General features: G+C 45.5%; 35 protein-coding genes. 30 read left to right on the top strand and 5 right to left on the bottom strand.

All coding sequences use genetic code 11. The annotated features are described in order from the left end of the window. The first annotated feature begins 376 nt into the window (after positions 1-376). The 28 genes from rpsJ to rplQ all read left to right on the top strand — a co-directional run bounded on the left by rpsJ (position 377) and on the right by rplQ (position 14,020). Positions 377-688, top strand: coding sequence for a 30S ribosomal protein S10 (rpsJ, locus tag N5E84_RS14975; protein ID WP_001181007.1), 312 nt, complete (start codon positions 377-379; stop codon positions 686-688). Between the two features lie 14 nt (positions 689-702). Further along, positions 703-1,332 (top strand): 50S ribosomal protein L3, encoded by a 630-nt coding sequence (rplC, locus tag N5E84_RS14980; RefSeq protein ID WP_013855921.1) that lies wholly within the window; start codon positions 703-705, stop codon positions 1,330-1,332. A 16-nt stretch (positions 1,333-1,348) separates the two neighbouring features. Next, positions 1,349-1,951, top strand: a complete 603-nt coding sequence (gene rplD / locus N5E84_RS14985; RefSeq protein WP_010318759.1) for a 50S ribosomal protein L4 — start codon at positions 1,349-1,351, stop codon at positions 1,949-1,951. Further along, positions 1,948-2,250, top strand: coding sequence for a 50S ribosomal protein L23 (gene rplW / locus N5E84_RS14990; RefSeq protein WP_010318760.1), 303 nt, complete (start codon positions 1,948-1,950; stop codon positions 2,248-2,250). Before rplD ends, rplW begins: the two co-directional genes overlap by 4 nt. 16 nt (positions 2,251-2,266) lie before the next feature. After that, on the top strand, positions 2,267-3,091 hold the full coding sequence (gene rplB, locus N5E84_RS14995; protein WP_013855922.1) for a 50S ribosomal protein L2: 825 nt from the start codon (positions 2,267-2,269) through the stop codon (positions 3,089-3,091). A gap of 20 nt (positions 3,092-3,111) precedes the next feature. Continuing rightward, positions 3,112-3,390: a 30S ribosomal protein S19 gene (gene rpsS / locus N5E84_RS15000; protein WP_010318762.1), complete on the top strand. Its 279-nt coding sequence runs from the start codon at positions 3,112-3,114 to the stop codon at positions 3,388-3,390. A 10-nt stretch (positions 3,391-3,400) separates the two neighbouring features. After that, the gene (gene rplV / locus N5E84_RS15005) at positions 3,401-3,733 is read left to right on the top strand and encodes a 50S ribosomal protein L22 (protein ID WP_026027327.1); all 333 of its coding nucleotides are present in this window, start codon (positions 3,401-3,403) and stop codon (positions 3,731-3,733) included. 19 nt (positions 3,734-3,752) lie between these two features. Continuing rightward, positions 3,753-4,451: a 30S ribosomal protein S3 gene (rpsC, locus tag N5E84_RS15010; RefSeq protein ID WP_010318764.1), complete on the top strand. Its 699-nt coding sequence runs from the start codon at positions 3,753-3,755 to the stop codon at positions 4,449-4,451. An 11-nt stretch (positions 4,452-4,462) separates the two neighbouring features. After that, positions 4,463-4,873, top strand: a complete 411-nt coding sequence (gene rplP, locus N5E84_RS15015) for a 50S ribosomal protein L16 (RefSeq protein WP_010318765.1) — start codon at positions 4,463-4,465, stop codon at positions 4,871-4,873. Beyond that, positions 4,873-5,064, top strand: a complete 192-nt coding sequence (rpmC, locus tag N5E84_RS15020; RefSeq protein ID WP_010318766.1) for a 50S ribosomal protein L29 — start codon at positions 4,873-4,875, stop codon at positions 5,062-5,064. Before rplP ends, rpmC begins: the two co-directional genes overlap by 1 nt. After that, positions 5,064-5,318, top strand: coding sequence for a 30S ribosomal protein S17 (gene rpsQ, locus N5E84_RS15025; RefSeq protein WP_013855925.1), 255 nt, complete (start codon positions 5,064-5,066; stop codon positions 5,316-5,318). Before rpmC ends, rpsQ begins: the two co-directional genes overlap by 1 nt. A 160-nt stretch (positions 5,319-5,478) precedes the next feature. Then, positions 5,479-5,850 carry a 50S ribosomal protein L14 gene (gene rplN / locus N5E84_RS15030; RefSeq protein WP_010318768.1) on the top strand — a complete coding sequence of 124 codons (372 nt, stop codon included), beginning with the start codon at positions 5,479-5,481 and terminating at the stop codon, positions 5,848-5,850. 12 nt (positions 5,851-5,862) lie between these two features. Further along, the gene (rplX, locus tag N5E84_RS15035) at positions 5,863-6,180 is read left to right on the top strand and encodes a 50S ribosomal protein L24 (protein ID WP_010318769.1); all 318 of its coding nucleotides are present in this window, start codon (positions 5,863-5,865) and stop codon (positions 6,178-6,180) included. Positions 6,181-6,204: 24 nt separating this feature from the next. Beyond that, positions 6,205-6,744, top strand: coding sequence for a 50S ribosomal protein L5 (rplE, locus tag N5E84_RS15040; RefSeq protein ID WP_010318770.1), 540 nt, complete (start codon positions 6,205-6,207; stop codon positions 6,742-6,744). Between the two features lie 17 nt (positions 6,745-6,761). Beyond that, positions 6,762-7,067 carry a 30S ribosomal protein S14 gene (gene rpsN / locus N5E84_RS15045; RefSeq protein WP_010318771.1) on the top strand — a complete coding sequence of 102 codons (306 nt, stop codon included), beginning with the start codon at positions 6,762-6,764 and terminating at the stop codon, positions 7,065-7,067. Positions 7,068-7,096: 29 nt separating this feature from the next. Beyond that, positions 7,097-7,489, top strand: a complete 393-nt coding sequence (rpsH, locus tag N5E84_RS15050) for a 30S ribosomal protein S8 (RefSeq protein ID WP_010318772.1) — start codon at positions 7,097-7,099, stop codon at positions 7,487-7,489. A 10-nt stretch (positions 7,490-7,499) separates the two neighbouring features. Beyond that, positions 7,500-8,033, top strand: a complete 534-nt coding sequence (rplF, locus tag N5E84_RS15055) for a 50S ribosomal protein L6 (RefSeq protein ID WP_010318773.1) — start codon at positions 7,500-7,502, stop codon at positions 8,031-8,033. Between the two features lie 9 nt (positions 8,034-8,042). Next, entirely contained in the window at positions 8,043-8,396 is a 354-nt protein-coding gene (rplR, locus tag N5E84_RS15060; RefSeq protein WP_013855926.1) for a 50S ribosomal protein L18, read from the top strand. A 14-nt stretch (positions 8,397-8,410) separates the two neighbouring features. Continuing rightward, positions 8,411-8,911: a 30S ribosomal protein S5 gene (rpsE, locus tag N5E84_RS15065; protein ID WP_010318775.1), complete on the top strand. Its 501-nt coding sequence runs from the start codon at positions 8,411-8,413 to the stop codon at positions 8,909-8,911. Between the two features lie 5 nt (positions 8,912-8,916). Next, complete coding sequence (gene rpmD, locus N5E84_RS15070; protein ID WP_004398455.1) at positions 8,917-9,093, top strand: 50S ribosomal protein L30; 177 nt, start codon at positions 8,917-8,919, stop codon at positions 9,091-9,093. Between the two features lie 5 nt (positions 9,094-9,098). After that, a complete protein-coding gene (gene rplO, locus N5E84_RS15075; protein WP_010318777.1) occupies positions 9,099-9,533 on the top strand; it encodes a 50S ribosomal protein L15 in 435 nt (144 codons plus the stop codon). A 20-nt stretch (positions 9,534-9,553) separates the two neighbouring features. Further along, entirely contained in the window at positions 9,554-10,888 is a 1,335-nt protein-coding gene (gene secY / locus N5E84_RS15080; RefSeq protein WP_017046739.1) for a preprotein translocase subunit SecY, read from the top strand. Between the two features lie 27 nt (positions 10,889-10,915). Continuing rightward, positions 10,916-11,029 (top strand): 50S ribosomal protein L36, encoded by a 114-nt coding sequence (rpmJ, locus tag N5E84_RS15085; protein ID WP_000868186.1) that lies wholly within the window; start codon positions 10,916-10,918, stop codon positions 11,027-11,029. A 147-nt stretch (positions 11,030-11,176) separates the two neighbouring features. Next, complete coding sequence (rpsM, locus tag N5E84_RS15090; protein ID WP_010318779.1) at positions 11,177-11,533, top strand: 30S ribosomal protein S13; 357 nt, start codon at positions 11,177-11,179, stop codon at positions 11,531-11,533. A gap of 20 nt (positions 11,534-11,553) precedes the next feature. Beyond that, positions 11,554-11,943, top strand: a complete 390-nt coding sequence (gene rpsK / locus N5E84_RS15095; protein ID WP_001118870.1) for a 30S ribosomal protein S11 — start codon at positions 11,554-11,556, stop codon at positions 11,941-11,943. A 27-nt stretch (positions 11,944-11,970) separates the two neighbouring features. Further along, on the top strand, positions 11,971-12,591 hold the full coding sequence (rpsD, locus tag N5E84_RS15100) for a 30S ribosomal protein S4 (protein WP_013855928.1): 621 nt from the start codon (positions 11,971-11,973) through the stop codon (positions 12,589-12,591). A gap of 23 nt (positions 12,592-12,614) precedes the next feature. Continuing rightward, the gene (locus tag N5E84_RS15105; RefSeq protein WP_010318781.1) at positions 12,615-13,607 is read left to right on the top strand and encodes a DNA-directed RNA polymerase subunit alpha; all 993 of its coding nucleotides are present in this window, start codon (positions 12,615-12,617) and stop codon (positions 13,605-13,607) included. A gap of 26 nt (positions 13,608-13,633) precedes the next feature. Continuing rightward, positions 13,634-14,020 carry a 50S ribosomal protein L17 gene (gene rplQ, locus N5E84_RS15110; RefSeq protein ID WP_017042856.1) on the top strand — a complete coding sequence of 129 codons (387 nt, stop codon included), beginning with the start codon at positions 13,634-13,636 and terminating at the stop codon, positions 14,018-14,020. A 180-nt stretch (positions 14,021-14,200) separates the two neighbouring features. On the opposite strand, the gene N5E84_RS15115 is transcribed toward rplQ, so the two are convergent. Then, positions 14,201-14,821 (bottom strand): FKBP-type peptidyl-prolyl cis-trans isomerase, encoded by a 621-nt coding sequence (locus N5E84_RS15115; protein WP_019282418.1) that lies wholly within the window; start codon positions 14,819-14,821, stop codon positions 14,201-14,203. A gap of 235 nt (positions 14,822-15,056) precedes the next feature. On the opposite strand from N5E84_RS15115, the gene N5E84_RS15120 reads away from it, so the two are divergent. Next, complete coding sequence (locus N5E84_RS15120) at positions 15,057-15,620, top strand: LysM-like peptidoglycan-binding domain-containing protein (RefSeq protein WP_029190036.1); 564 nt, start codon at positions 15,057-15,059, stop codon at positions 15,618-15,620. 23 nt (positions 15,621-15,643) lie between these two features. Here the strand turns inward: N5E84_RS15120 and N5E84_RS15125 are convergent, their stop codons facing one another. Beyond that, on the bottom strand, positions 15,644-16,096 hold the full coding sequence (locus N5E84_RS15125; protein WP_013855931.1) for a GNAT family N-acetyltransferase: 453 nt from the start codon (positions 16,094-16,096) through the stop codon (positions 15,644-15,646). A gap of 177 nt (positions 16,097-16,273) precedes the next feature. Between N5E84_RS15125 and dbpA the strand changes: the two genes are divergently transcribed. Further along, the gene (dbpA, locus tag N5E84_RS15130) at positions 16,274-17,659 is read left to right on the top strand and encodes an ATP-dependent RNA helicase DbpA (protein ID WP_017042859.1); all 1,386 of its coding nucleotides are present in this window, start codon (positions 16,274-16,276) and stop codon (positions 17,657-17,659) included. A gap of 50 nt (positions 17,660-17,709) precedes the next feature. Here dbpA and N5E84_RS15135 read toward each other — a convergent pair whose 3' ends face one another. From N5E84_RS15135 to N5E84_RS15145, 3 genes are read right to left on the bottom strand one after another with little or no spacing between them, the layout of a single operon-like run. Then, positions 17,710-19,479, bottom strand: a complete 1,770-nt coding sequence (locus N5E84_RS15135) for a lysophospholipid acyltransferase family protein (protein WP_019282417.1) — start codon at positions 19,477-19,479, stop codon at positions 17,710-17,712. A 4-nt stretch (positions 19,480-19,483) separates the two neighbouring features. After that, positions 19,484-19,936 (bottom strand): hypothetical protein, encoded by a 453-nt coding sequence (locus tag N5E84_RS15140; protein ID WP_013855934.1) that lies wholly within the window; start codon positions 19,934-19,936, stop codon positions 19,484-19,486. Positions 19,937-19,946: 10 nt separating this feature from the next. Next, positions 19,947-20,384: a YHS domain-containing (seleno)protein gene (locus N5E84_RS15145; RefSeq protein WP_019282416.1), complete on the bottom strand. Its 438-nt coding sequence runs from the start codon at positions 20,382-20,384 to the stop codon at positions 19,947-19,949. Positions 20,385-20,394 lie beyond the last annotated feature (10 nt).

The following is a 20,394-nucleotide window of genomic DNA, read 5'->3' on the forward strand; positions in this document are numbered from 1 at the left end:
ATCTTTCTATCCCTTCTATTACTTCTTCAGTAGAAGAAATAGATAGTTTATAAGTTTAATTTCTACACAGCGCTTGCATGTGTAATGGTGATCTGTATAATGCACCGCACTGGTTAAATCCAGTTGTGAACCAATGAGCAGTGAGGAGTAAACTGACCTAGCTGTTAGTTTAGTAACGTATACTCAGCTTATGTTCGCAGTTAATACAATTAGCTCTGTTGCGTTTAGTAATAGATTAAAGTTAATCGAAAATTAACTGACAATGTGCCTAATTTTGGCACTACGGTTTCACATAAATCAATTGGCATTCTCTCGTTTTAACGAGTTTGAGTGGCGATATTGTTTGTGTAATTTTTAATTATTGGAGCTCTGTCTCATGCAGAACCAACGTATCCGTATCCGCCTTAAAGCGTTCGATTACAAACTAATCGATGCTTCTACAGCGGAAATCGTTGAAACAGCTAAGCGTACCGGCGCACAGGTTCGTGGTCCTATTCCACTTCCTACTCGTAAAGAGCGTTTCACTGTTCTTATCTCTCCACACGTCAACAAAGATGCTCGTGATCAGTACGAAATTCGTACTCACAAACGTCTAATCGACATCGTTGAGCCAACAGATAAAACTGTTGATGCACTGATGCGCCTAGATCTAGCTGCTGGCGTTGACGTACAAATCAGCCTAGGTTAAGGGAGATTAGAAGAATGATTGGTCTAGTCGGACGTAAAGTGGGTATGACCCGCGTATTTACTGAAGAAGGCGTTTCTATCCCAGTAACTGTTGTTGAGGTTGAAGCAAACCGTATTTCTCAAGTGAAAACTCTTGAGACTGACGGCTATGCAGCAATCCAGGTAACTACTGGTACTAAGAAAGCCAACCGTGTAACTAAACCAGAAGCTGGTCACTTTGCGAAAGCAGGTGTAGAAGCTGGTCGCGGTCTTTGGGAATTCCGTTTAGAAAACGGCGAAGAGTTTGAAGTTGGCACTGAGCTAAATGTAGAACTTTTCAACGAAGTTAAAAAAGTAGACGTTACTGGTACATCTAAAGGTAAAGGTTTCCAAGGTGCTGTTAAGCGCTGGAATTTCCGTACCCAAGATATGACTCACGGTAACTCTTTGTCTCACCGTGCACCGGGTTCAATTGGCCAATGTCAAACTCCAGGTCGCGTGTTCAAAGGCAAAAAAATGGCAGGTCACATGGGTGCTGAGCGTGTAACGACTCAAAACCTAGAGATCGTACGTGTTGACGCTGAGCGCAATCTGCTTCTTATTAAAGGTGCAGTACCAGGTGCAACTGGCGCTAACGTGATCGTCAAACCAGCTATTAAAGCATAACGTCTAGGAGTAAGTAATGGAATTGATGGTTAAAGGTGCTAACGCACTAACTGTTTCCGAAACTACTTTCGGACGTGAGTTCAACGAAGCCCTTGTACACCAAGTAGTTGTTGCGTATGCAGCAGGTGCTCGTCAAGGTACTCGTGCTCAAAAGACACGTTCAGAAGTTTCTGGCGGTGGCGCTAAGCCATGGCGTCAAAAAGGTACTGGCCGTGCACGTGCTGGTACAATTCGTAGCCCAATCTGGCGTACAGGTGGTGTTACTTTTGCTGCGAAACCACAAGATCACAGCCAAAAAGTAAACAAAAAAATGTACCGCGGTGCTATGAAGAGCATTCTTTCTGAACTAGTTCGTCAAGAGCGTTTAATCGTTGTTGATAACTTCTCAGTAGAAGCACCAAAAACTAAAGAGCTATTAGCTAAGCTTAAAGAACTTGAGCTTAACGATGTACTCATCGTTACTGGCGAAGTAGACGAGAATCTATTCTTAGCTGCTCGCAACCTATATAAAGTTGACGCACGTGACGTAGCGGGTCTTGACCCAGTTAGCCTAATTGCGTTTGACAAGGTTCTAATGACTGCAGAAGCAGTTAAGCAAGTTGAGGAGATGCTGGCATGATCAGTGAAGAGCGTCTACTAAAAGTTCTACGTGCACCGCACATCTCTGAAAAAGCAACTATGACTGCTGAGAAAGCGAACACTATCGTTTTCAAAGTAGCAAAAGATGCAACTAAGAAAGAGATCAAAGCAGCTGTAGAAAAGCTATTTGAAGTTGAAGTTAAGTCTGTAAATACTCTTATCACTAAGGGTAAGACCAAACGTCAAGGTCTACGCCAAGGTCGCCGCAGCGACGTTAAAAAAGCGTATGTGACTTTGAAAGAAGGTCAAGATCTTGACTTTGTTGGCGGCGCGGAATAACAGGAGTAGTTGAATAATGGCTATTGTTAAATGTAAGCCGACTTCCCCTGGTCGTCGTCACGTCGTTAAAGTTGTTAACGCTGACCTACACAAGGGTAAGCCATACGCACCTCTTCTAGAGAAAAACTCTAAGAATGGTGGTCGTAACAACAACGGTCGTATCACAGTACGTCATATCGGTGGTGGTCATAAGCAACACTATCGTTTGGTTGACTTCAAACGTACTAAAGATGGCATCCCAGCGAAAGTTGAGCGTCTAGAATACGATCCAAACCGTAGCGCAAATATCGCTCTAGTTCTGTACGCAGACGGCGAGCGTCGTTACATTATCGCACCTAAAGGTGTTCAAGCTGGTGATACAATCCAGTCTGGTGTTGATGCGCCAATTAAAGCAGGTAACACTCTGCCAATGCGCAACATCCCAGTGGGTTCTACTATTCACTGTGTTGAACTTAAGCCTGGTAAAGGTGCACAGCTAGCTCGTTCGGCTGGTGCATATGCTCAACTTGTCGCTCGCGACGGTACTTATGCAACTATCCGCCTACGTTCTGGTGAAATGCGCAAAGTACTTTCTGAAGGCCGTGCAACAATCGGTGAAGTTGGTAACTCTGAGCACATGCTACGTGAACTAGGTAAAGCTGGTGCTTCACGCTGGCGCGGCGTACGTCCAACTGTACGTGGTGTCGTAATGAACCCGGTTGACCACCCACACGGTGGTGGTGAAGGCCGCACTTCTGGTGGTCGTCACCCAGTATCTCCTTGGGGTATGCCTACTAAGGGCTTCAAGACTCGTAGCAACAAACGCACCGACAAGTACATCGTACGTCGTCGTAATAAGTAATCTATATAAGAGGATAAGCCATGCCACGTTCTCTCAAGAAAGGTCCATTTATTGACCTACACTTGCTGAAGAAGGTAGAGAAAGCGGTGGAAAGCGGAGACAAAAAGCCTATTAAGACTTGGTCCCGTCGTTCAATGATCATTCCATCAATGATTGGTTTGACCATCGCTGTCCATAATGGTCGTCAGCACGTTCCAGTATTTGTCACTGATGAAATGATCGGTCACAAACTGGGCGAATTCGCACCAACTCGTACTTACCGTGGTCACGCTGCGGATAAGAAAGCTAAGAAGCGCTAAGGAGTAAATGATGGAAGCTATTGCTAAACATAACTTTGCTCGCATTTCTCCTCAGAAAGCTCGCTTAGTTGCAGATCTAATCCGTGGTAAATCTGTGGATCAGGCTCTTGAAATCCTAACTTTCAGCAACAAAAAAGCGGCTGTATTAGTTAAGAAAGTTCTAGAGTCAGCTATCGCTAACGCAGAACACAACGAAGGTGCAGATATCGACGATCTTAATGTCGCTAAAATCTTCGTAGATGAGGGCCCGGTCATGAAGCGTATTATGCCTCGTGCAAAAGGCCGTGCGGATCGTATCTTGAAGCGTTCAAGCCACATCACTGTTGTTGTAGCAGACCGCTAAGAGACTAGGAGAGTAAGCAATGGGTCAGAAAGTACATCCTAATGGTATTCGTCTTGGCATCGTTAAGCCTTGGAATGCTACATGGTTTGCTAACACCAAAGATTTCGCTGACAACCTAGACGGCGACTTCAAGGTACGTCAGTTCCTTACTAAGGAACTTTCAAAAGCGTCTCTATCACGCATCGTTATCGAGCGTCCTGCTAAGAGCATTCGTGTGACTATCCACACTGCTCGCCCAGGCGTTGTTATCGGTAAAAAAGGTGAAGACGTTGAGAAGCTACGCGCAGCTGTAGCTAAAATTGCAGGTGTACCAGCGCAAATTAACATCGCTGAAGTACGTAAGCCTGAGCTAGACGGCCAATTAGTGGCTGATAGCATCGCGTCTCAACTAGAGCGTCGCGTTATGTTCCGTCGTGCTATGAAGCGTGCGGTACAAAATGCTATGCGTCTAGGCGCTAAAGGTATCAAAGTGGAAGTAAGCGGTCGTCTTGGCGGCGCTGAAATTGCACGTTCTGAGTGGTACCGTGAAGGCCGTGTGCCTCTACACACTCTACGTGCTGACATTGATTACGCAACTTCTTCGGCTCACACTCAATACGGTGTGATCGGCGTTAAAGTTTGGATCTTCAAGGGTGAAATCCTTGGTGGTATGCCAGCTGCAAACGCTGTTGAGCCAAAGGCTGACAAGCCTAAGAAGCAGCGTAAAGGCCGTAAGTAAGGAGTCGACTGATGCTACAACCTAAACGCACTAAGTTCCGTAAGGTTCATACTGGTCGCAACCGCGGTCTAGCTAAAGGTACTGACGTAAGCTTCGGTACATTTGGTCTTAAAGCCGTTGGACGTGGTCGTCTAACTGCTCGTCAGATCGAAGCGGCACGTCGTGCAATGACACGTCACGTTAAGCGTCAAGGTAAAATCTGGATCCGTGTGTTCCCAGATAAGCCAATCACTGAAAAACCACTAGAAGTTCGTCAAGGTAAGGGTAAAGGTAACGTTGAGTACTGGGTAGCCCAAATCCAACCTGGTAAGGTTATGTACGAAATGGACGGTGTACCTGAAGAATTGGCACGTGAAGCGTTCCGCCTAGCGGCTCGTAAACTGCCATTCAAAACTACATTCGTAATTAAACAGGTGATGTGATGAAAGCACTAGATCTACGCGCAAAAAGCGCTGAAGAGCTTAACGCTGAGCTACTGAATTTGCTACGTGAACAGTTCAACTTGCGCATGCAAGCTGCAACTGGTCAACTACAGCAAACTCATACTTTGAAAGCTGTACGCCGTGATATCGCACGCGTTAAAACTGTTTTGACTGAGAAGGCAGGCGAATAATGAGCGACAAAATTCGTACTCAACTAGGTCGTGTTATTAGTGACAAGATGGATAAATCTATCACTGTTGCTATCGAGCGCATGGTGAAACACCCAATTTACGGTAAATTCGTAAAGCGTACGACTAAAGTACACGCACATGACGAAAACAACGAGTGTGGCCTAGGCGATACCGTTGAGATTCGTGAGTGTCGTCCTCTGTCTAAGACTAAGTCTTGGACATTGGTTAAAGTTATAGAAAAAGCGAAGATGTAATCATCGTTATTCTATGATTTTAAACGGCTCCAAAGTTTTTTTGGAGCCGTTTATTTTTTGTCTACCCAATCTTAGGAAAGGGTGGTACAATTCGCGTCCCTTTTAAAGAGGCAGCCCGACCCGAGAGGGTCTAGTTTTAATATTTAGCGGAGCACTAACAATGATCCAAATGCAAAGTACACTTGATGCAGCTGATAACTCAGGCGCGCGCAAGGTAATGTGTATTAAGGTTCTGGGTGGCTCTCACCGCCGTTATGCACATATCGGTGACATCATCAAAGTTACAGTGAAGGAAGCAATTCCTCGCGGTAAAGTTAAAAAAGGTGATGTACTGAAGGCGGTGGTAGTTCGCACCCGTAAAGGCGTACGTCGTCCAGACGGTTCTGTCATTCGCTTCGACCGTAATGCTTGCGTATTGTTGAACAATAATACAGAGCAACCTATCGGTACACGTATCTTTGGTCCAGTGACTCGTGAACTTCGCAATGCGAAATTTATGAAAATCGTGTCACTAGCACCTGAAGTTCTGTAAGGAGCGGCACACATGGCAGCTAAAATCCGTCGTAATGACGAAGTAATCGTTCTTGCTGGTAAAGATAAAGGCAAGAAAGGTAAAGTAACTAAGGTTCTCGTAACTGGTAAAGTTATCGTTGAAGGTATCAACCTTGTTAAGAAACACCAAAAGCCGGTTCCGGCTCTAGGTCAACAAGGTGGCATCGTTGAACAAGAAGCAGCTATTGATGCTTCTAACGTTGCAATCTTTAACGCAGCAACTGGTAAAGCGGACCGTATCGGTTTCCGTTTTGAAGACGGCAAAAAAGTTCGTTTCTTCAAATCTAACGGTGAAATCGTTTCTAACTAATTAGAAGTAATTTGGAGTTCTACTATGGCGAAACTGCATGATTACTACAAGTCGTCTGTAGTGACTGAACTGACCAAACAGTTCGGTTACACAAGCGTCATGCAAGTCCCTAGGATTGATAAAATCACCCTAAACATGGGCGTTGGTGAAGCTATCAACGATAAGAAACTATTAGAAAATGCAGCAGCTGATATGGCTACGATCTCTGGTCAAAAACCACTGATCACTAAAGCTCGTAAATCTGTTGCAGGTTTCAAAATTCGTGAAGGCTACCCAATTGGTTGTAAAGTAACCTTGCGTGGCGAACGTATGTGGGATTTTTTAGAGCGTTTAATCTCTATTGCACTTCCACGTGTACGTGACTTCCGTGGTGTTAGCGCTAAGTCTTTTGACGGACGCGGTAACTACAGCATGGGCGTTCGCGAGCAAATCATCTTCCCAGAAATCGACTACGATAAAGTCGATCGTGTACGCGGTCTTGATATCACTATCACGACTTCTGCTGGTACCGATGAGGAAGGCCGTGCTCTGCTGGCTGCCTTTAACTTCCCATTCCGTAAGTAAGGTGAAGGGTTACTGTTATGGCTAAACAATCAATGAAAGCACGTGAAGTAAAACGTGCAAAGCTAGTAGCTAAGTTCGCAGAAAAGCGTGCAATGCTAAAAGCTACCATCAGCGATGTAAACGCATCTGAAGAAGATCGTTGGAACGCAGTTCTTAAACTGCAAGCTCTTCCACGTGATTCAAGTGCTTCACGTCAGCGCAACCGTTGCAACCAAACTGGTCGTCCACACGGTTTCCTACGTAAGTTCGGTCTAAGCCGCATCAAAGTTCGCGAAGCTTGCATGAAAGGCGAGATTCCTGGACTTCGTAAGGCTAGCTGGTAATTGCCACTTAATCATTTGGAGTAAATATTATGAGCATGCAAGATCCGATTTCGGATATGCTGACCCGCATTCGTAACGGTCAGGCAGCAAATAAAGTTGCTGTAAAAATGCCTTCTTCAAAGCTTAAAGTTGCAATTGCTGCACTGCTAAAAGCTGAAGGTTATATCGCAGATTTCGCTGTTGAAGGCGAAGTAAAACCTGAGCTAGAAGTTACTCTTAAGTACTTCCAAGCTAAACCAGTAATCGAGCAAATCCAACGTGTTTCACGTCCTGGTCTACGCGTTTATAAGAAAAAAGACGCGTTACCAACAGTGATGGGCGGTATGGGTGTTGCTGTGGTGTCCACTTCCAAGGGTCTGATGTCTGACCGTGCTGCTCGCAAAGCAGGTCTTGGCGGTGAAATCATTTGCTACGTAGCGTAAGGAGTAGGATATGTCTCGTGTTGCTAAAGCACCTGTCGCTATTCCAGCTGGCGTAGAGGTGAAACTAAACGGCCAAGAAATCACTGTAAAAGGTGGTAAAGGTGAGCTGACTCGCGTCCTGAATAAAGGCGTAGTTATTGCACAGGAAGAAAACAACCTTACTTTCGGTCCTCGTGAAGGTGTTGCTAACGCTTGGGCACAAGCAGGTACTGCTCGTGCGCTAGTAAACAACATGGTTGTTGGTGTTACTGCAGGCTTTACTAAGAAGCTTGTTCTTAAAGGTGTTGGTTACCGTGCTGCTATTAAAGGCAACTCAGTAAGTCTTACTTTAGGCTTCTCACACCCTGTAGAGCATGAACTACCAGCGGGTATCAATGCTGAATGTCCTAGCCAAACTGAAATTGTCCTAACTGGTTGCGATAAGCAAGTAGTGGGTCAAGTTGCGGCTGACATCCGTTCTTACCGTGAGCCAGAACCTTATAAAGGTAAAGGCGTCCGTTACGCAGATGAAAATGTGCGTAGTAAAGAAGCTAAGAAGAAGTAAGGTAACACTATGGATAAGAAAGCATCTCGCATCCGTCGTGCTACACGCGCACGTCGTAAGATTGCTGAACTGGGTGCAACTCGCCTAGTAGTACACCGTACTCCTCGTCACGTGTACGCTCAGGTTATCGCATCAAACGGCTCTGAGGTTATCGCAGCAGCTTCTACTGTAGAAAAAGCGATCCGTGAGCTAGTTAAGAACACCGGTAACGTAGACGCAGCTAAAGCGGTAGGTAAAGCTATTGCAGAACGCGCTCTTGAAAAAGGCGTATCAGCTGTTGCGTTTGATCGTTCGGGTTTCCAATACCACGGTCGAGTAGCGGCGCTAGCAGAATCTGCTCGCGAAGCTGGTCTGAAATTCTAAGGTAGGGTTGGAAGATGGCTAAAGAACAACAACAAGCTAGTGATTTGCAAGAAAAATTAATCGCAGTTAACCGTGTTTCTAAAACGGTTAAAGGTGGTCGAATCATGAGCTTTACTGCACTAACTGTAGTTGGTGACGGTAATGGTCGCGTAGGTTTCGGATACGGCAAAGCTCGTGAAGTACCTGCAGCGATTCAAAAAGCAATGGAAAAAGCGCGTCGTAACATGGTTACTATCGCTCTTAACGAAGGCACTCTTCACCACGCGGTGAAAGGTCGTCACTCGGGCTCTAAAGTTTACATGCAGCCAGCTGCAGAAGGTACAGGTGTTATCGCCGGTGGTGCGATGCGTGCTGTACTAGAAGTTGCCGGTGTACATAACGTACTTGCGAAAGCGTACGGTTCTACTAACCCAATCAACGTTGTTCGTGCAACAGTTGCTGGTCTAGTAGATGTGAAGTCACCAGAAATGGTTGCAGCTAAACGTGGTCTCACTGTTGAAGCGATTTCGGAGTAAGCACCATGGCAACTATTAAAGTAACTCAAACTAAAAGCTCAATTGGTCGTCTACCAAAGCACAAAGCTACTTTGCGTGGTCTAGGCCTTCGTCGTATCAACCATACAGTAGAACTTGAAGATACACCGTGTGTACGCGGTATGATCAACAAGGTTTACTACATGGTTAAAGTTGAGGAGTAATCAGAATGCGTTTGAATACTCTATCACCGGCTGCTGGTTCTAAGCACGCTCCTAAGCGTCTAGGCCGTGGTATCGGTTCTGGCCTTGGTAAAACAGGTGGCCGCGGTCACAAAGGTCAAAAGTCACGTTCTGGCGGTACAGTTCGTCCAGGTTTTGAAGGCGGTCAAATGCCTCTAAAACAACGTCTACCTAAATTCGGTTTCACTTCTCGTAAGAGCCTAGTGTCTGCTGAAATTCGTCTAGCTGAGCTAGCGAAAGTTACGGGTGACGTGGTCGATCTAAACAGCTTGAAAGCAGCTAACCTAATCACTAAGAACATCGAAAATGTTAAAGTTGTTCTTTCTGGTGAGATTAGCAAAGCAGTGACTGTGAAAGGTCTTCGCGTGACTAAAGGCGCTAAAGCTGCAATCGAAGCTGCAGGCGGTAAAATCGAGGAATAATCTCGAGGAACGAGGTACAGATGGCTAAGAAACCAGGACAAGATTTTCGTAGTGCTCAGAGCGGCTTAAGTGAGCTAAAGTCGCGCTTATTATTCGTAATTGGTGCACTTTTAGTATTCCGAGCCGGTTCTTTTGTGCCGATTCCTGGTATTGACGCAGCTGTACTTGCCGATTTGTTCGAACAGCAAAAAGGTACCATCGTTGAAATGTTTAACATGTTCTCCGGTGGTGCTCTTTCGCGTGCATCTATCTTAGCATTGGGCATCATGCCGTATATTTCGGCATCAATTGTTGTCCAATTGCTAACTGTAGTTCATCCAGCGTTAGCCGAACTCAAGAAAGAGGGTGAGGCAGGGCGTCGTAAGATTAGCCAATATACGCGTTATGGCACGCTTGTACTTGCAATATTCCAAGCTATTGGTATCGCAACAGGCTTACCAAACATGGTCAACAATCTGGTTGTTATCGACCAAACCATGTTTACCCTGATTGCTACCGTGAGTTTAGTAACTGGTACCATGTTCTTAATGTGGTTAGGTGAACAAATTACTGAGCGTGGAATAGGAAATGGTATTTCCATTTTGATTTTTGCAGGTATTGTTGCTGGATTGCCTTCGGCAATCGGACAAACGATTGAGCAAGCGCGTCAAGGTGAATTGCATGTGCTTCTTCTGTTGTTAATTGCGGTACTTTCTTTTGCTGTAATTTATTTCGTTGTTTTCATGGAGCGTGGTCAGCGTCGTATTGTCGTTAACTATGCAAAGCGTCAACAAGGTCGTAAAGTGTTTGCAGCGCAAAGTACTCACTTGCCATTGAAAATTAATATGGCGGGTGTAATACCTGCAATTTTTGCATCGAGTATTATTTTGTTCCCAGGAACATTAGCTCAGTGGTTTGGTCAAAATGGTGAGAGCAGCACATTCGGTTGGTTAACTGATGTGTCTTTGGCTCTTAGCCCTGGTCAACCTCTGTACGTTATGCTTTATGCAGCAGCGATTATTTTCTTCTGTTTCTTTTACACAGCGTTGGTGTTTAACCCTCGTGAAACAGCGGATAACTTGAAGAAGTCCGGTGCGTTCGTACCCGGCATCCGCCCAGGTGAGCAGACAGCGAGATACATTGATAAAGTAATGACCAGACTAACCTTAGCGGGTGCTCTCTACATTACCTTTATCTGTCTGATTCCCGAGTTCATGATGGTCGCGTGGAACGTACGTTTCTACTTCGGCGGCACATCACTACTTATCGTAGTGGTTGTGATTATGGACTTTATGGCACAGGTACAGACTCATATGATGTCCCAACAGTATGATTCTGTGTTGAAAAAAGCAAATCTGAAGGGCTACGGCCGTTAATTCAGATTTCACTTACGGAGTTTAGCAATGAAAGTTCGTGCTTCCGTTAAAAAAATCTGTCGTAACTGTAAAGTAATCAAGCGTAACGGCGTCGTTCGCGTGATTTGCAGTGAGCCAAAGCACAAGCAGCGCCAAGGCTAATTAGCAGAAATTTTTACTTGAAATATAAAGGTCGGTCGAGTATATTCCTCGGCCTACCTTTTGTGTGCAAAAGAAGTAGTATGCCGCAGCGTATCCTCGACGGGCTTTGCTGCGGATAATTTCTTATATAAGTACTAGGAGTGAATAGTGGCCCGTATAGCAGGCATTAACATTCCTGATCAGAAGCATGCTGTAATTGCATTAACTGCAATCTACGGCATCGGCAAGACCCGTTCGAAAGCTATCTTAGCTGATTTGGGTATTGCTGAAAGTGTTAAGATCAGTGAACTAACTGAAGAGCAGATCGATCTACTGCGTGATGGTGTAGCTAAATACACTGTAGAGGGTGATCTTCGTCGTGAAGTTTCCATGAACATCAAGCGTCTTATGGACCTTGGCTGTTACCGTGGTCTTCGTCATCGTCGCAGTCTACCACTACGTGGACAGCGTACTAAAACCAACGCTCGTACCCGTAAGGGTCCGCGTAAACCGATCAAGAAATAGTCGGAAGGGTATAGAGTACAATGGCAAAACAACCAACTCGCGCACGTAAGCGTGTACGCAAGCAAGTTGCTGATGGCGTAGCGCACATCCATGCATCTTTCAATAACACAATCGTAACTATCACAGACCGTCAAGGTAATGCTCTAGCTTGGGCAACTGCTGGTGGTTCTGGTTTCCGCGGTTCTCGTAAGTCTACTCCGTTCGCTGCACAGGTTGCTGCTGAGCGTTGTGCTGAAATGGCTAAAGAATACGGCCTTAAGAACCTAGAGGTTATGGTTAAGGGTCCAGGTCCAGGTCGTGAATCAACTGTTCGCGCACTGAACGCTGCTGGTTTCCGTATCACTAACATTGTTGATGCGACACCAATCCCTCATAACGGTTGTCGTCCACCTAAGAAACGCCGCGTATAACGTTTCTAGGAAGATTGGAGAAAGATCATGGCAAGATATTTGGGTCCTAAGCTGAAGCTTAGCCGCCGCGAAGGTACTGACTTGTTCCTTAAGTCAGGCATTCGTGCGATTGATACCAAGTGTAAAATTGACAACGCACCAGGTGTACACGGCGCTCGTCGCGGTCGTCTATCTGAGTACGGTGTTCAGCTTCGTGAGAAGCAAAAAGTTCGTCGTATTTATGGCGTTCTAGAAAAACAATTCCGTAACTACTACAAAGAAGCTGCACGTCTTAAAGGCAATACTGGTGAAAACCTACTTCAGCTTCTTGAAGGTCGTCTTGATAACGTAGTTTACCGCATGGGCTTTGGCGCTACTCGCGCAGAAGCACGTCAGCTAGTAAGCCACAAAGCTATCCTAGTTAACGGTAAAGTTGTAAACGTTCCTTCTTTCAATGTTGCGGTTAACGACGTTGTTGCAATCCGTGAGAAAGCTAAAAAGCAATCTCGCATTAAAGCAGCTCTAGAAGTTGCTGAACAACGCGAAAAACCAACTTGGATTGAAGTAGATGGCGGCCAAATGGAAGGTACATTCAAGCGTATGCCTGAGCGTTCTGACCTGTCAGCTGACATCAACGAACAATTGATCGTCGAGCTTTACTCTAAGTAAGGTTAAACTAAAGAGAGGACACAATGCAGGGTTCTGTAACAGAATTTCTTAAGCCACGTCTTGTTGATATCGAACAGATTAGCACGACACACGCAAAAGTAACTCTTGAGCCGTTAGAGCGTGGTTTCGGCCATACTCTGGGTAATGCACTTCGCCGTATTCTTCTATCTTCAATGCCAGGTTGTGCTGTAACTGAAGTGGAGATTGAAGGCGTACTACACGAGTACAGCACCAAAGAAGGCATTCAAGAAGATATCCTTGAGATCCTTCTGAACCTAAAAGGTTTGGCTGTTCGCGTTGCCGAAGGCAAAGATGAAGTGTTCATTACGCTGAACAAATCAGGCTCGGGCCCTGTTGTTGCAGGTGACATCACCCATGATGGTGATGTAGAGATCACTAACCCTGAGCACGTGATTTGTCATCTAACGGATGACAACGCTGAGATCGCTATGCGTATCAAAGTAGAACGTGGTCGTGGTTATGTTCCAGCTTCAGCTCGTATCCATACTGAAGAAGATGAGCGTCCAATCGGTCGTCTACTTGTAGATGCTACTTACAGCCCAGTAGACAAAATTGCCTACTCTGTGGAAGCCGCTCGCGTAGAACAACGTACTGATTTAGATAAGCTCGTTATCGATATGGAAACGAACGGTACTCTAGAACCTGAGGAAGCAATCCGTCGTGCAGCAACTATTCTTGCTGAACAATTGGATGCGTTCGTAGATCTTCGTGATGTACGTGTACCTGAGGAGAAGGAAGAGAAGCCAGAATTCGATCCAATCCTACTGCGTCCTGTAGACGATCTTGAACTAACAGTTCGCTCTGCTAACTGTTTGAAAGCAGAAGCGATTCACTACATCGGTGATCTAGTACAGCGCACTGAGGTTGAGCTACTTAAAACGCCAAACCTTGGTAAGAAATCTCTTACAGAGATTAAAGACGTGCTTGCATCACGTGGTCTATCTTTGGGCATGCGCCTAGAGAACTGGCCGCCAGCGTCTATCGCTGAAGATTAATCGATACTAGTTAGAAGGATTAGGTCATGCGCCATCGTAAGAGTGGTCGTCAACTCAACCGCAACAGCAGTCATCGCAAAGCGATGTTCAGCAACATGGCTAGCTCTCTAGTACGTCATGAAGTTATCAAGACTACTTTGCCAAAAGCAAAAGAGCTACGTCGCGTCGTTGAGCCTTTGATTACACTAGCTAAGACTGACAGTGTTGCAAACCGTCGTCTAGCATTTGCTCGCACTCGTGATAACGAAGTTGTGGCAAAACTATTTAACGAACTAGGTCCACGTTTTGCAGCTCGCCAAGGCGGCTACACACGTATCCTAAAGTGCGGTTTCCGTACTGGTGATAAAGCTCCAATGGCATACATTGAGCTTGTCGATCGCCCAGAAGTAGCTGTAGAAGCTGCTGCTGAGTAATCAGTTCGTATAATTAAAAAAGCCGAGTAGTAATACTCGGCTTTTTTGTACGCGTAGATTTTATCTTTGAACACGGGCTAACCAGATAAGTATGCGTAGTGTCGTTTTTGATAGATGCTAAGTAAGAAATACTAATAAAAAAAGGTCAGCGAATGCCAACCTTCTCATTATCAATTCTATTTATAGAATGTCGAGTAGCTCTACTTCAAATACTAGAGCTGCAAAAGGAGGAATTGCAGCGCCAGCGCCACGCTCACCGTAGGCAAGATCTTGTGGAATATAGAGTTTCCATTTTGAACCCACAGGCATCAGTTGTAGTGCTTCTACCCAACCTTTGATTACACCTGTTACTGGGAATTCAGCTGGTTGACCGCGAGATACAGAGCTATCAAATACTGTACCGTCAGTCAATTCACCGTGGTAATGAACACGTACTTGCTTGTCAGATGTCGGGATATCCCCCGTACCTTCTGTAAGAATTTCGTACTGTAGACCAGATTCAAGCATGGTCACTTCAGGGCGTAGTGCGTTATCTGTTAAGAATACTTCACCGTCGGCGGCGGCTGCTTTGGCAGCTTCTTGGCGTAGAGATTCTGCACGCATGTGCAACTCTTGCAGTGCATTATTGATTTCATCAATTTCAATTGATGGCATGTCGCCTACTAATGCGGTTGCGATACCTGCGGCGATGGCGTCAACGTTAAGTCCTTCTAGACCACTACCCGCAAGTTGTTGGCCCATTTGTAGACCGATACCGTAGCTTGCTTTTTGCTCTACAGTGTCAAATTTTACTTCAGACATAAACAGTCACTCTTTTTATGTAAATAAACAAGTGCCAAAGGATATCAGTTTCAAGCATGGGATGAAATGCTAATGGGAAATATCCAATATTGAACCTTCAGGTTGTGACAAATCGCAGATCCCAAAGAAAAATGTTCAAGATTGTGTCAACGTTTACGTTATCGCCACCTTGGCTCTATACTGATCCCTCTTGAGTTTTTATACTGTAGCTCGACAGAAAAGGAGACGGGTTAAGATGAATCGTCGTCACAAGAAGAAACCGCAAACTGATTATTTAGCGTTTATCCAACAGAAGTGGCATGCATTCGATTGGCGTGGCCTTATTTTACGTGTTCGCACAGTTTGGCTGGCGCTGCCTAAGCTTCACCAGCGCGCTTTATTAGCGATCGTTCCAGTAGTGTGTTTGCTCATTATTATTCCTTTTCCTGAGCGAACAGAGCAGGCCGCTCTACCGAAAAGTAATGAGCGTGTGGAAATCAGCATTAATACGGTTGGGTTGAGTGAACAAAAAACGCCTCAACAAACCGATCGTAAATCTGAGTTCTGGCGAGAGTACACGGTTAAAAACGGGGACACTTTGTCGCAGGTTTTTCGGGCAAATGATCTGCCGATGTCTGATCTTAATGCCTTAGTCAAAATTGAAGGCAGTGACAAACCGCTCAGCCAAATTACCCAAGGCCAATTAGTTCGCTTCAAACTCGCGGCTGATGGGCAACTCGATATCCTGCAACTTGAGAAAAACGATCAATCAGTGATGTTTTTCAGGCGCTCAGATGGCGGATTTGGCCGTAGTAAATAACACGCTTTGATCAAGGGGGCTATTTACTTGCTGAGCTGCATGTCGATATGCGGGATATCATCTTCTAGATACATCGCCGACGTTTGTTGAAAACCATAACTTTGATAGAAGCTAGCAAGATAGTGCTGTGCACCAATTTCAATATCTTGATTGGGCCACAGCTTCTGGCATTCGGCTAATGCTTGCTGCATTAATTGGTGTCCAAGGCCATTTCCTCTCGCTTCTTTTTGGGTTGCAATGCGACCAATACTGACACTTGGGTAGCTAATCCCCGCAGGGAGTAAGCGCGCGCAGGCAACAATCTGCTGATCCTGTTCACCAATTAAATGAAAAACACCCGGCTGAATATCCTTATTATCCAATTCAGGGTAAGGACAGGTTTGTTCGACCACAAAGACATCGACGCGCAGTTTAAGTAGCGCATAAAGTTGATGAGTGGTTAATTGTGAGAATGAAAGACAGTGCCAAGTAATCATCGTAGTGCCCCTTTAAAAATGGATGTTGTTACTCTATCAAGCTTAAGTGCATGATTCATTAACAAAGGTTAAGAGTGAGCTACAAACTTGATGAATGATAAATAAAGATTCACTAGCCACACGAGGTTAAATAACGATAATAGGCGTTTAATTTTCGTCTAACGAAAGGACGGTCTCTTGAGTAATCTCTCTTTTTCAACGGTAAATCTACAACCAGAACTTCTTTCTAACCTCGATACTTTGGGATACACCAAGATGACGCCGATTCAGGCGTTAAGCTTGCCAACCATTTTGGCGGGTAAGGATGTGATTGGCCAAGGAAAAACAGGCTCAGGAAAAACAGCAGCGTTTGGTTTAGGCGTATTATCTAACCTCAACGTTAAGCGTTTTCGTGTTCAAGCTTTGGTGCTATGCCCAACGCGGGAGTTAGCCGATCAAGTCGCAACGGATATTCGTACACTCGGCCGCGCCATTCATAATATTAAAGTGCTCACCTTGTGTGGCGGCATGCCAATGGGTCCACAAATTGGTTCGTTAGAGCACGGTGCACATATTTTGGTTGGTACTCCGGGGCGTATTCTTGACCATTTAGACAAAGGTCGTATCGATCTCTCTGAACTCAATACGTTAGTGCTTGATGAAGCGGACCGAATGCTCGAAATGGGTTTCCAAGAAGCGTTGGATGCGATCATCAATGAAACGCCAACCAGCCGTCAAACATTGCTGTTTAGTGCTACGTTCCCAAATCAAATCAAACAAATTGCGCAGCGGATTATGCGTGAGCCTGAAATGGTCAAAGTTGAATCCACCCATGATACGTCCAGCATTCAGCAATATTTTTATAAAGTAGAGGGTACAGAGGCGCGTGATCGCGCGTTAGAACTGCTGCTTTTACACCATCAGCCTGAATCTGCCGTGGTGTTCTGTAATACAAAGAAAGAAGTACAAAGTGTTGCTGAAGATCTACATCACAAGGGCTTTAGTGTGGTGGAACTGCATGGTGATTTAGAGCAGCGTGACCGTGACCAAGCTTTGGTGCAGTTTGCTAATAAAAGTATCTCCATTTTAGTCGCAACCGATGTGGCGGCACGTGGCCTTGATGTCGATAACTTAGATGCGGTATTTAACTTTGAGTTATCACGTGATCCTGAAGTGCACGTGCACCGCATTGGGCGTACTGGCCGAGCGGGCAGTAAAGGTTTAGCTTTTAGCTTCTTCAGTGACAGTGAAATGCACCGAGTGGCGATGATTGATGAATATATGGATATGCCCATCGAACCCGCTAAATTGCCTGATGCCAGTGCGCTAAACAACGCGCCTTATCAAGCCAATATGGTCACTATCCAGATTGATGGCGGTAAAAAGCAGAAAGTGCGCCCGGGGGATATTCTAGGGGCGTTGACCAGTAACGACGGTATTGACGGTCAATATGTCGGTAAAATTAACATGTTACCGATGCGCAGCTACGTTGCAGTCCATAAATCGGTGGCGAAAAAAGCACTGAAGAAAATGGAAAGCGGTAAGATGAAAGGACGCCAATTTAGAGCACGCCTTCTAAAATAAGCCCCTTCATTTAGAATTAAAGCCAGCGAATAACTCGCTGGCTTTTGCGTTTATGAGGGCTTTGAACTGACGGGTGTCGAATCCAAATAAGCGCTGGCTTGCTCCTTACCCATATATTTTGCCAGTGTATGCAGCGGAACTTGTTTCAAGTTCACCACAATTAAGCCATCTAACGCATTGTTAAACGCGGGGTCGACATTAAAACAGACGAGCTTGCCATTCATCCCTAAATATTGGCGCAGCAATACAGGAAGGCCCTTGCCATTTTCCATTTTTGCTAACACTTTCGACAGCAGAGAAATGCTTGCCAAAGAGGAGAGCAAGTTGGTTTGCCAAAATGTGTTCCCATTGCTCCGTAGTGGAGTGGAAGGTGAAACCAAGGTTGCCTTTTCATGATCATAATGATGAATAGAGAGTGTTGCGGCCATTAATTGTCGCGCGGTGTGGCTGTAATCGTTGCTAATGCTTACTGGGCCAAACAAGTGCGTGTATTGTGGATGACGCGCGACAAACGCAGCAATACCTTTCCACAGCATTAACAGTGAGTTGAGGTTGCGCTGGTATTTCGAGGAAACCACCGAGCGACCTAGCTCAATACTGGTATCGAGTGTGTTGATGAAGGCTTCATCGTACTGAAATAAGCTACGGGAATAGAGCCCTGCTAACCCTTGCTTCGCTATCAGTTCATCCACTAACCCCAATCGATAAGCTCCAACAATTTGACGGTCTTTCTTGTGCCAAACAAAGAGTTGGTAGTAATGACGATCATACTCATCAAGATCACAAGCTAAGCCGCTTCCTTCACCTACGGCGCGAAAACTCTCTTCACGAATTCGACCAATCTCTTGCAGTATGTGGGGTAACTGCTCGCTTGCGGCGCAATAGACAATCCAATCACCTTGCTCTAAGAGCTTGCTTTCGCTTGGCAGCGCGGCGAGATCTTGCTCAAGCTTCTCTACAATAAGCGCATCAATAATAGGAAGGGGCGATGTCACTAACTCTGGTGAGGATGGCGTTGCGGAAGGTGCTGCACTCATTAAATAGGTATTGAGACGCAGATAATGAACAATGTCTCGTTCCTGTTCAAATGCTTTTACTTCGGAATAGGGGATGGGATTGCCGATGGAAATTTCAATGTTGTGCGCCTGCTTATTCAGTAGCTCGCGGCCGAGCAATGCCGTTCGCAGTAGTGGATGAATTCGCCCCGCTTGATAAAACAGAGTGCTATTTTTACCATTAATAAAGATCGGGACGGTGGTGGCTTGGGCGCGTTTAACAAATTTGGCGACGGATTGACTCCATTCGATATCCGACAGTGTTTGCGATCCTTTGGGGTAAGTAGATACCTCACCTGCGGGGAAGATAATCAATAAGCCACCTTGAGCCAAATGAAGGTTCGCATCTCGAATGGCTTGCGCATTGGTGCTGCGAGCACTTTTGCTATTGAACACATCGACACCGATAAAGAGTTCACTAATTTCAGGCAGGCGCTTTAGCAACTGATTCGCCAGCACTTTAATATCGGTGCGTACTGAACCAATTAAATCGGCTAATATCACCCCTTCAATTGCGCCCAGCGGGTGGTTAGCGACGATCACCACTGGGCCTGTTTGTGGAATGTTATCGATGCTGCCTAAAGCAAGGCGATATTCGATATTGAGTGCCGCTAGCGTGTAGCGCATAAACTCAAAGCAAGAGGGTTTGGCAGGACGCTGCTGATACAGTTTATCCAGTGTTGCAAGACCAGAGGCCCATTCAACAATCGATTCTGCGACGCCAAATGGAGTGTGTCGTGGTAAACGAAAAGGACTGGCTAGCATATAATTACACTCCTTTATTCAGCCACTGGTGCAATAAACCATCACCGTTTTTGAGATCTCGTCGCACCAAAAAAGCCGCACACAACCAAACAAGGCAAGCCATCGCAAATAGCAGGCCGCTATCATTGCCGACCACTTCTCCTACTTGGTTAAACTCTGGCATCACAATGCCAAGAGGCGTAAATAAATGAAAGAAAATCGCACCACTCATAATGCCGACGCTCATCAGTGCACCAAGGCCATGCCAGCGGCTAAACAGCAAAATAGAGGCTATCAGTTCAGCCGTTCCGATTAAATATCCGCCATACACAGCAAACCAACCGAGGCCAGACCACGCACCTAAGGTGCCAAAAATATAGTTGGTTTCGTAAGAGCCGGAAAACTTAAAGACAAGCGATTGAATAAAAACAAACGCAATCAAGAGTGAGGGAAGATGCTGGCTAGCTTTAAACGTCATGGTGTAGCTCCTACTTAATTAAATTGGGCCAATTTTTATCGGCTTGTTGGATGTGCACCGCTTGGTTGGCATCCCATAATGTTTTGATCTTTTTGTCGTAATTGAGATAGAGCTTGCCGTCGACAATCGCCCATTGATTGGGATCTCCCGGAGCAAAATCGTTCTTTTCAGAGACGGCCCAAGCGCAGTAGCCGCCATACTGCGGCGCATATTGGTTAGGGTTATTCAGAAACAGTTCAAGGTTCTCTTTTGAAGAAAAATACCACTGCGCATTTTTATAAAGGGTCGAAAAATCGGAGGAGCCTTTTACTGGCTCTCCTTTGGTGAAGTAGGCGACGGTGTCATAGCCACTCAGCGCTTTATTGCTCAGAAAGCTGGTGTAAATTTCATCCTCAGCGAGGCTCACGCTGCTGACAAACAGCAGTAATAGTCCTAGTAAACGTTTCATTGTTGATTCC

It is taken from the genome of Vibrio sp. J502 (genome assembly GCF_025397955.1).
Classification (GTDB): Bacteria; Pseudomonadota; Gammaproteobacteria; order Enterobacterales; family Vibrionaceae; genus Vibrio; species Vibrio anguillarum.

What these genes read in the sequence shown, in the direction of transcription:
- rpsC (WP_010318764.1), top strand. Translation starts at nt 3,753, where the DNA reads ATGGGTCAGAAAGTACATCCTAATGGTATTCGTCTTGGCATCGTTAAG.
- N5E84_RS15115 (WP_019282418.1), bottom strand. Translation starts at nt 14,821, where the DNA reads ATGTCTGAAGTAAAATTTGACACTGTAGAGCAAAAAGCAAGCTACGGT.
- rpsJ (WP_001181007.1), top strand. Translation starts at nt 377, where the DNA reads ATGCAGAACCAACGTATCCGTATCCGCCTTAAAGCGTTCGATTACAAA.
- rplD (WP_010318759.1), top strand. Translation starts at nt 1,349, where the DNA reads ATGGAATTGATGGTTAAAGGTGCTAACGCACTAACTGTTTCCGAAACT.
- rpmJ (WP_000868186.1), top strand. Translation starts at nt 10,916, where the DNA reads ATGAAAGTTCGTGCTTCCGTTAAAAAAATCTGTCGTAACTGTAAAGTA.
- rplQ (WP_017042856.1), top strand. Translation starts at nt 13,634, where the DNA reads ATGCGCCATCGTAAGAGTGGTCGTCAACTCAACCGCAACAGCAGTCAT.
- N5E84_RS15140 (WP_013855934.1), bottom strand. Translation starts at nt 19,936, where the DNA reads ATGACGTTTAAAGCTAGCCAGCATCTTCCCTCACTCTTGATTGCGTTT.
- rplB (WP_013855922.1), top strand. Translation starts at nt 2,267, where the DNA reads ATGGCTATTGTTAAATGTAAGCCGACTTCCCCTGGTCGTCGTCACGTC.
- rplE (WP_010318770.1), top strand. Translation starts at nt 6,205, where the DNA reads ATGGCGAAACTGCATGATTACTACAAGTCGTCTGTAGTGACTGAACTG.
- N5E84_RS15105 (WP_010318781.1), top strand. Translation starts at nt 12,615, where the DNA reads ATGCAGGGTTCTGTAACAGAATTTCTTAAGCCACGTCTTGTTGATATC.
- N5E84_RS15125 (WP_013855931.1), bottom strand. Translation starts at nt 16,096, where the DNA reads ATGATTACTTGGCACTGTCTTTCATTCTCACAATTAACCACTCATCAA.
- rplN (WP_010318768.1), top strand. Translation starts at nt 5,479, where the DNA reads ATGATCCAAATGCAAAGTACACTTGATGCAGCTGATAACTCAGGCGCG.
- rpsK (WP_001118870.1), top strand. Translation starts at nt 11,554, where the DNA reads ATGGCAAAACAACCAACTCGCGCACGTAAGCGTGTACGCAAGCAAGTT.
- rplO (WP_010318777.1), top strand. Translation starts at nt 9,099, where the DNA reads ATGCGTTTGAATACTCTATCACCGGCTGCTGGTTCTAAGCACGCTCCT.
- N5E84_RS15135 (WP_019282417.1), bottom strand. Translation starts at nt 19,479, where the DNA reads ATGCTAGCCAGTCCTTTTCGTTTACCACGACACACTCCATTTGGCGTC.
- rplW (WP_010318760.1), top strand. Translation starts at nt 1,948, where the DNA reads ATGATCAGTGAAGAGCGTCTACTAAAAGTTCTACGTGCACCGCACATC.
- rpmD (WP_004398455.1), top strand. Translation starts at nt 8,917, where the DNA reads ATGGCAACTATTAAAGTAACTCAAACTAAAAGCTCAATTGGTCGTCTA.
- rpsQ (WP_013855925.1), top strand. Translation starts at nt 5,064, where the DNA reads ATGAGCGACAAAATTCGTACTCAACTAGGTCGTGTTATTAGTGACAAG.
- rpsN (WP_010318771.1), top strand. Translation starts at nt 6,762, where the DNA reads ATGGCTAAACAATCAATGAAAGCACGTGAAGTAAAACGTGCAAAGCTA.
- rpsD (WP_013855928.1), top strand. Translation starts at nt 11,971, where the DNA reads ATGGCAAGATATTTGGGTCCTAAGCTGAAGCTTAGCCGCCGCGAAGGT.
- rplP (WP_010318765.1), top strand. Translation starts at nt 4,463, where the DNA reads ATGCTACAACCTAAACGCACTAAGTTCCGTAAGGTTCATACTGGTCGC.
- rplX (WP_010318769.1), top strand. Translation starts at nt 5,863, where the DNA reads ATGGCAGCTAAAATCCGTCGTAATGACGAAGTAATCGTTCTTGCTGGT.
- N5E84_RS15145 (WP_019282416.1), bottom strand. Translation starts at nt 20,384, where the DNA reads ATGAAACGTTTACTAGGACTATTACTGCTGTTTGTCAGCAGCGTGAGC.
- rpsE (WP_010318775.1), top strand. Translation starts at nt 8,411, where the DNA reads ATGGCTAAAGAACAACAACAAGCTAGTGATTTGCAAGAAAAATTAATC.
- rpsH (WP_010318772.1), top strand. Translation starts at nt 7,097, where the DNA reads ATGAGCATGCAAGATCCGATTTCGGATATGCTGACCCGCATTCGTAAC.
- rpmC (WP_010318766.1), top strand. Translation starts at nt 4,873, where the DNA reads ATGAAAGCACTAGATCTACGCGCAAAAAGCGCTGAAGAGCTTAACGCT.
- rplR (WP_013855926.1), top strand. Translation starts at nt 8,043, where the DNA reads ATGGATAAGAAAGCATCTCGCATCCGTCGTGCTACACGCGCACGTCGT.
- rpsS (WP_010318762.1), top strand. Translation starts at nt 3,112, where the DNA reads ATGCCACGTTCTCTCAAGAAAGGTCCATTTATTGACCTACACTTGCTG.
- rplF (WP_010318773.1), top strand. Translation starts at nt 7,500, where the DNA reads ATGTCTCGTGTTGCTAAAGCACCTGTCGCTATTCCAGCTGGCGTAGAG.
- secY (WP_017046739.1), top strand. Translation starts at nt 9,554, where the DNA reads ATGGCTAAGAAACCAGGACAAGATTTTCGTAGTGCTCAGAGCGGCTTA.
- N5E84_RS15120 (WP_029190036.1), top strand. Translation starts at nt 15,057, where the DNA reads ATGAATCGTCGTCACAAGAAGAAACCGCAAACTGATTATTTAGCGTTT.
- rplV (WP_026027327.1), top strand. Translation starts at nt 3,401, where the DNA reads ATGGAAGCTATTGCTAAACATAACTTTGCTCGCATTTCTCCTCAGAAA.
- rplC (WP_013855921.1), top strand. Translation starts at nt 703, where the DNA reads ATGATTGGTCTAGTCGGACGTAAAGTGGGTATGACCCGCGTATTTACT.